The sequence below is a fragment of the Clostridium sp. CM037 genome, from assembly GCF_055081095.1.
Genome location: NZ_CM143650.1, coordinates 904,507 through 912,763, shown reverse-complemented (window position 1 = coordinate 912,763; position 8,257 = coordinate 904,507). Strand labels below are relative to the sequence as shown.

At 30.5% G+C, this 8,257-nt stretch carries 2 protein-coding genes; both read right to left on the bottom strand.

Annotated elements, in window-relative coordinates; genetic code table 11:
• Nucleotides 1-51 precede the first annotated feature (51 nt).
• The gene (locus tag ACWJKP_RS04450) at nt 52-2,142 is read right to left on the bottom strand and encodes a beta-ketoacyl synthase N-terminal-like domain-containing protein (protein WP_165412047.1); all 2,091 of its coding nucleotides are present in this window, start codon (nt 2,140-2,142) and stop codon (nt 52-54) included.
• The gene (locus ACWJKP_RS04445) at nt 2,135-8,254 is read right to left on the bottom strand and encodes an SDR family NAD(P)-dependent oxidoreductase (RefSeq protein ID WP_165412048.1); all 6,120 of its coding nucleotides are present in this window, start codon (nt 8,252-8,254) and stop codon (nt 2,135-2,137) included. The genes ACWJKP_RS04450 and ACWJKP_RS04445 overlap by 8 nt, the downstream gene beginning before the upstream one ends.
• Between the last annotated feature and the right edge of the window lie 3 nt (nt 8,255-8,257).

Here is an 8,257-nt window from a genome sequence, read left to right as displayed (position 1 = left end):
AAATTTACCCTGCACCTCTCCACCTTATTTCTATATAAGGCAATAAATAGTTTAGTTAAACTCTTCAATTACAATGTGACAGTTGGTTCCACTAAATCCAAATCCGCTAATTGCGGCCATCCTAGGATGATCTTTATTTTCTGGCCAATTGATTAAATCAGTATTAATGTAAAAAGGACTTTCTCCCAAATTAATCTTTTCATTTAATGAATTAAAATTAATTAGTGGTGGAATCTTTTTATTCTTTATTGCCAATAGTACTTTTATAATACTAATAACACCCGCTGCCATAGTGGTATGTCCAATATTTGCTTTTATTGATCCTAAAGCACAGTAATTTTTATTATTTGTAAATTCCCTAAATGCTTCTGTAAGTGCTTTTACCTCTATAGGGTCTCCTAATTTAGTTCCTGTACCATGAGTTTCTATATAACTTATATCCTTTGGATTAATGTTAAATTTTTTGTATACATCCTTTGCTAAATTAGTTTGTGATATAGCACTAGGTGCTGTAATTCCATTGGTTTTTCCGTCCTGATTTAATCCTACACCTTTTATTACTCCATAAATATAATCTCTATCTTCTATTGCTTTTTCTAAAGACTTTAAAACAATTACTCCAACACCCTCACTAAGTAAAGTTCCATCTGCCGACTCATCAAATGGTCTACATACACCTTCAGTGGATAATATCTCCATTTGACTACTTTGTACTATGATATTAGGAGTAAACATAAGTCTTATTCCTCCAGCTAGTGCCATATCACATTCTCCATTCCATAAACTAGCACAAGCTTGATGTACTGCTACTAAAGAAGACGAACATGCAGTATCTATTGAGATACTTGGTCCTTTAAGGTTTAAGCAATATGAAATTCTTGCTGCTAAAATAGACGATGATGCACCTATAAATGCTTCTGCAGTGTTATTTAACATATTAGCTTCTAGATTCTTTATATAATCACTAGGAGCACATCCCACAAAAACTCCACAACTAGTATTCTTTATTGTACTATTAGAATATCCTGCATCTTCAATAGCTTTCCAAGCTTCCTCTAAAAATATTCTTTGCTGTGGATCAATTATTTCCGCCTCTTTCGGAGATATATTGAAGAACAATGGATCAAATTCATCTATATTATCAATTAGTCCAGCTACCTTACAGTATGTCTTTTGATCAGCTTTTCTATTCTCATCGTAGAATGAATCTATATCAAATCTCTCTTTAGGAATATCACTTATGCTACATACTCCATCCCTAATGTTTTTCCAGAGCTGTCTGGTATTGTCAGCTCCTGGAAATCTACCTGACATGCCTATAATGGCAATGCCCCTTGATACTTCGGTATTTATAATAGGTTCTATCTTTGTATAAGCTTTCTCTTTAATTTCTTTTGACTTTATATTGAGTTTAACCTTACTACTTGAATTATCACTAGAGCTATTCTTACTAAATACAGATAACACTATCTTTCCCTTTCTTTTATTAACCGTTTCCTCTTCTGCATTGTTATCCTTATCCTTAGACAAGATTTTTAATGAAAGTGGCTTAGTATAACTTGTATGACTTCTTTTCTTTGAATCTTCCACCTTTCCTACAGTATTAAACTGAATTTCTTGCTTTACTCTTGCACTCTCTTCTACTGGGGATGGTTGATTCTTTGAAAATTTATCTATCAAATCATTCATGTATTCATATCTGTGATTAAGTCTTTTATTATCTACATTACTTTCTTTTTCTACAACTTTGTTCGCTATAACATTTACATTGTTTTTGTTTATTTCTTCTAATATACTTTTAGTTAGCGCTGGTATAGTTGGATAGTCATATAACTGTATGCCATCCATATTTATATTAAACACATTATTTAAATCTCTTACTATTTCAACACTACTGATGGAGTCAACCCCCATTTCTTTAAAAGAAATATCTATGCTTAAATCATACTTGTCCATCTTTAGAGTCTTGCATATTATATCCTTAACTTTACTTTCTACATCATTAGTATTACTTTCATTATGTTGCCCTACTAATAATTGATTTTTCTTTATCTCATTTATTTTTCTTAATCCTTCTCTAGGAGAGATTTTATTTTGTTTTATCATTTTTAAAATATCTTTTAACATCTCATTGTTATTCATAGTACGCCTCCAAAAACTGTGCCATTTCATCTATAGATAGGTCATCCTGATTTAATTTTGATAGTAAATCTAAGATGTCATTCTCACTGTCTTCTGGGATATTGTCTATTACTTCTTCAGCATAGCTTACAGTATTTAACTTCTTTTTTACATATTCTGATAGATCATTTATTGTTGAATTGTCATATATATCAATAGTATCTAAATTAGTACCAAACTCTTTGTTGATATCTCTTACTATTTCAACTCCACTAATTGAATCAACACCCATATCTTTGAAATTCATTTCAACATCTATATCCTCAGCCTCCATAAAGATTTGCTTACTAAGAATTTCTATTAACTTTGACTTTATATCTTTGTCTCCGCTTTTAGCACCAACGGTATCCTTAATCTCTACATTATCATTACTGTGCTGTACCTTATCTTTTTCTTTCTTAGCTGAAATATTAGCACTTTCATCATTTGAATACCTATAATAATGTTTTATTTTTTCCTTAACTTCTGGTGTCGTAAAAGTAAGCTTGTGCATTTCATCTTCTCTTTTTATACATCTTAGTAAATTATCTAAAACTCTAATTGATAATTCTTTCTTTAATACAGATACAGTATTTCTGGGCTTTTCAGCAATAATACGAGCTATAGCTATAGCCTCTATTAAAACCTCATCTCTCTTCCTAAATATAACTGATGCAGCTCTATTTTTAAGCTGTTCTCCAGTATAAGTTTTTGCTGTGAACATCATTTCTGTAGCAAGATTCTTACCTAACTTGTCTTCTAAGATAAATGTAGCTCCCATTCCTGGCGTAAATCCGTATTTTACAAATACAGCTGAATAAACACTTTCTTCCGCCATGACTACTATATCTGCATAAAGCCCAAATAACATTCCACCACCAGATGCATGTCCTTGCATTGCTGATATAACTGGTATTTCACATTCTAACATTCCCCTATACAAGAACGGAGCATCCGTAAATCTAAGCTTTGAATCAGATATATTCATTAATTGACTTTGAGTTCCTCCCATAGAGAATATCCTATCACTTCCAGTAACTACAATAACTTTTATATTTTTATTGCTTTGAACTTTATGGAAGTTATATGTCAATCCCTCTATTACACCTCCAGTAAAGGTATTATTATGGTCCATATCTTGAATTCTTATCACTGCTACGTTATCATCAATAATTTCTAGTCCTACTTCATTTCCGGTATATTCCTCTACTACATCACATTCTAAATCTTTTATTTCTATGGAATTTTCCTTTTCATTACTTCCTTTTTCATAAGATATCATATTCCTTGTATTAAATTGAATTTGATCCTCTGCTTCTATCCAATATCTCTTCCTTGCAAAAGGATAGTGTGGTAAAGATACAATACTCGGAGTATTACTTTCATAAAGTTCTTTCCATTTAATTTCAGTCCCAATAACCCATGCCTTTGCAACATCACCACAGTTATTAAAGCCATTCTCATAAAACTCATATCCCTTACTAATTTCATCAGTTTTTCCTATAATAACCTTATCAGAAACCTCATCATTTAAATATTTATTTAATAACTCTACTAATTCACCTAATGATGAAGTAATAATTGCTAAACGATGTTTCATAGGTTCTCTAGATACTTGAAGTGTATAAGTAAGACTTGAGATATTAATACCGTCTAAATCATCTACCTCACATGTATTATCTACATATCCTATCACCTTAGTTGTTATGTATTTACTTAAATCACCCACAGTGCTGTATTTCGATACCACTGATAAATTCACGTCTAAATCATATACTAAGTTTAACTCTTCACATAACTTAACTAATTCTACATTACTTAATCCAAGCTCATATATATTACAATCTTCACCTATACTATCTTCTGGTATGTTTAACAGTGTAGAAATTGAAGTTATAATCATATCTTTTATTTCTTCTGTTTCTTTAGATATTACTGATTTATCTTTATTAAAGAATACTTTCATTCTTTTTACATATTCGTTTAATCGCTCTTTAGTTTGAGCTGATAAAACAAAGATATAATTTCTACTTGATAATTCTTTACTGTAATCTGAATTTATATACTCTTCTAAAATAATATGTGCATTAGACCCTCCTGCTCCAAAAGAACTTATACCAGCACGTCTAGGATAAACTACTTTTTGTCCATCAAATACTTTAACAACTGGCGTCCATTCTTCTAATTGATTTTGTACATAAAACGCCGAATCTTCAAAATGTATATTTTTATTTAAAATTTCTGAATTTATTGATGGTACTAATTTTTTATACTTCATTTGTAATATAACTTTAGTAATAGCTGAAATTCCAGCTGCTGCTTCTGCATGACCTATATTTGATTTTACAGAACCAATTGCACAAAAACGTCTCTTATCAGTAAATCTATTAAAAGCTTTTTTCAAGGCATGTACCTCTATAGGATCTCCTAGTGGTGTTCCTGTACCATGAGCTTCAATATAATTAATAGTTTCTACATCTACATTGCTTCTCTTAATGGCCTCAACTACAACCTCTTCCTGTGCCTTTTGATTTGGAACAGTAAAGCCACTTGCTTCTCCTCCATGATTTATAGCACTACTTTTTATAACTGCGTAAATTCTATCTCCATCTATTTCAGCTTCTTTCAAAGGTTTAATGAGTATAGCTCCCACGGCCTCTGAAGGTACGTATCCATCTCCACCTTCTCCAAAACTCCTACATCTTCCATCAGTAGATGTAAAATTTCCTTGTGTTAATAGTAAGTACTTATCTGGATGAATAGATAGATTTACGCCCCCTACTAAAGCCATTGTGCAATCTTTGTTTTTAATACTTTGGCATGCTATATGTATAGCTGTCATAGTAGAAGAACACATAGTATCTATACCCATACTTGGACCATTTAACCCAAAATAATAAGATACCCGGTTAGCAATAGATGATATTGTAGTTGTAGATATATTTCTACTATTGTTGTATAGCTGATATTGCATCCACATCGCTCCTACAAATACCCCTACCTTTTCCCCTTTTAGTGTTGATTTTATAAGTCCACTATCCTCAAAGGTTTCCCAAGCAATTTCCAAGAATACTCTTTCATGAGGATCCATTAAGATTGCTTGATATGGTGCAACATTAAATAATAATGAATCGAATTTATCAACATCGCTTATAAAACCACCCCATTTTGAACAATCCCTATTCCAGACTTCATTAGCTATCTTTTTATACTTGTCATAATCCCATCTTCCATTATCAACTACTGTAATAGAATCTTTACCTGTTTTTAAATTATTCCAGTACTCAAATATATTATCTGCCCCTGGATACTTACCACTTACCCCTATAATAGCTAAATCATCATCTTCATCATATCTATATTCTTGTTTAAAGTTTTTCCTTTCACCGGTACTTTCTTTCTCCTCTAATATCTCATTATCTCTTAATAATATGGAATTTATTTTCTCCTCATCTCCTGATAAAATTACTATATTGCTTTCATAAGTTTGCATTGCCCATTCTAAAGCATTAATTCCATCTTTAGTATCTAATAAACTTATACCAAACTTAAGTTTTAGCAACTCCTCTGTATTAGAATCGCTTTTCATCCCACCATCTGCCCAAAGTGGCCAGTTTATAGAAAGAGTTTTACCATATCTACTTTTCTCTTTTCTTAGTGACTCTCTTACAGTTGCATAATAGTCCATAAATAAATTAGCATAAGCATAATCACTTTGTCCTGGATTTCCCATAACTCCTGCTATAGAAGAGAATGTGATAAAGAAATCTAACTTCTCAGCTTTAAAGACTTCATCTAAAATAAGAGTTCCGTCCACCTTCACGCTAAGTACCTTTTTCATTTCTTGTATTTCTTTGTTGATTATATACGAATCTCTAGTTATACCAGCGCAGTGTATAATTCCATTAACTTTTCCATACTTGTCTTTTATCTTTTCATACAATTTTTTAACAGCTTCTAACTCTGTTATATCACATGCAAAATACTCAATAGAATCATCTTCCTTTTGTAATAGTTTTATCTTATCTGATACATCACTAGTCCTTCCAATTAATGCTACCTTTCCTCCATTTTTTAATATATGCTCTGATATCTTAATTCCAAGACCTCCAGCTCCTCCAGTTATTAAGTAAACGTCACCTTTTTTTATAACTGATGCGCTATTTATATCTACATTACCTATTTTTCTAAATCTCTTCACTAATCTATTTTTATTCTCATAACAAAGATGATCTTCATCTTTCCAATCTCCATAAGCTTCTTTATATATAATATCTTTAATATTTTCTTTATTTTTTGTATCTATACATATACATTTATATATAACCTTATTATTTTCTGATCTTAAACAATTTAAATACCCCTCCATAGCTTGATGCTTAGGATTACTATTACCAGTTGACTTATCTAAACCATAAATATACATAACCTTTATCTTTGACTTTAACTTACTTTTAATTAATTCTCTTGTTATATAAAACATAGGATATATACTATTATCCAACTGATCGTTTATGCCTTTGTAATTTTCATCTTCACTATGTAAATTAAAACTGTCTATGAGTATGTTAGGTATCTTATCAGAAACCTTTAACTCTTCTACTAACTTCTTGAAATCATCCTCATTATTTAAATTTATCTTAAAGATACCATTTCCTTCCGATTTAAACTTTTCTGCTGGAAATACAAATATATTGTTTTTACCTAATTCAATACCTTTTATATTTTGTAAATCATTAATATCTCTACAAAGCACTAATGCATTTTTTAGTTCTTCTTTCATATTGTTTTTCAAAGTGCTTTCTTTCCAATATGGAGCATAACCTAATATTTTTATATCTTCTATCTCATTTTTAACATATAAATCTACTAATGTATCTTCTTTTCGAGCAAAAAACCTTTCTTTATGTTCTTCAAAAATATACTTACTTAATTCATCTATGTTGGTATATTCAAATAGTAAAGTTGGATATAGACTTGTTTCTAATCTTTCTTCTAATTTTGTTACTATTTTTAATAAATCTTGTGAATAAAGCCCTTGGTTATAAAAACCTTCTCTCGTGTCTATTTCCTCTTCATCTATATCGGCCATTTCACTTACTATGTTTTTCAAATATGTTACTATCGCTTCTATATTATTAGAACTTATTTTTAATAAACTCACTTCTTTAGCTTTAATTAAATGAGCCCTTGGTTTTTCTTTGTGATCATTGGAATTGGTAATATTTTTAAGCTTGCTTACAGTATCTTTTGAACGTATCTTTTTTAGCCCCCATTTTTTAAATGAAGCTATTTCTTCACCCTTTTCGTTATATATCTCAATATCAAAGTACATTAAATCTTTTATTGATCCATTTTCATAACCTTCCTCTTTAATATATACATATATCTTTTCTTTCATTGCTTCATAAGATCTAAAAGATTCAATATACATAGGTATAGATGCTTTTACATTTTGTGAAAAATCTACTGTTTGCAATACTACAAACCCTTGTACTAATGTAGCTGCATCGAGATATGCCGGATGCATATAAAAATAATCCAAATATTTATGAGCTAGATCTCCTAATGAGATCTCCGCTAAAATACGCTTTTCTCCGTAATATAGTTTACCTAGTACCTTCATAAATTCTCTATGATTTATATCTATTTTCCTTACATAATTATATGCATAATCCATATCCTCTGTACGAATGCTACTATTTTTTATACTTTCTATATCAATGGATTTCGTGTTATACATAATTGTAAAGTGTACATCACAACGTAAATTCTCATCCCAGGTATCACTAAGTACTACACCATCCTTAACCTTTTGGCTTTTAGCAACTACATTATAGCCATTACCTTTTTCTTTGAATGTAACTCGGATTTTCTTATCATACTCTTCGCTAGTGGACACCGGTTCACTAAATAGTACATTTTTTAATTCCACTTCCTTTAAGTTGATACCTTTAGTTTTCAAAAATCTATAAATCATATCCAATAAAGTTACCCCTGGCATAATTCTTACGCCATGAACTCTATGATCTCTAACTATATAATTGTCATTTTTCATAATAGTACTTAATCTCATATCACTCAAATTCTCCATAAG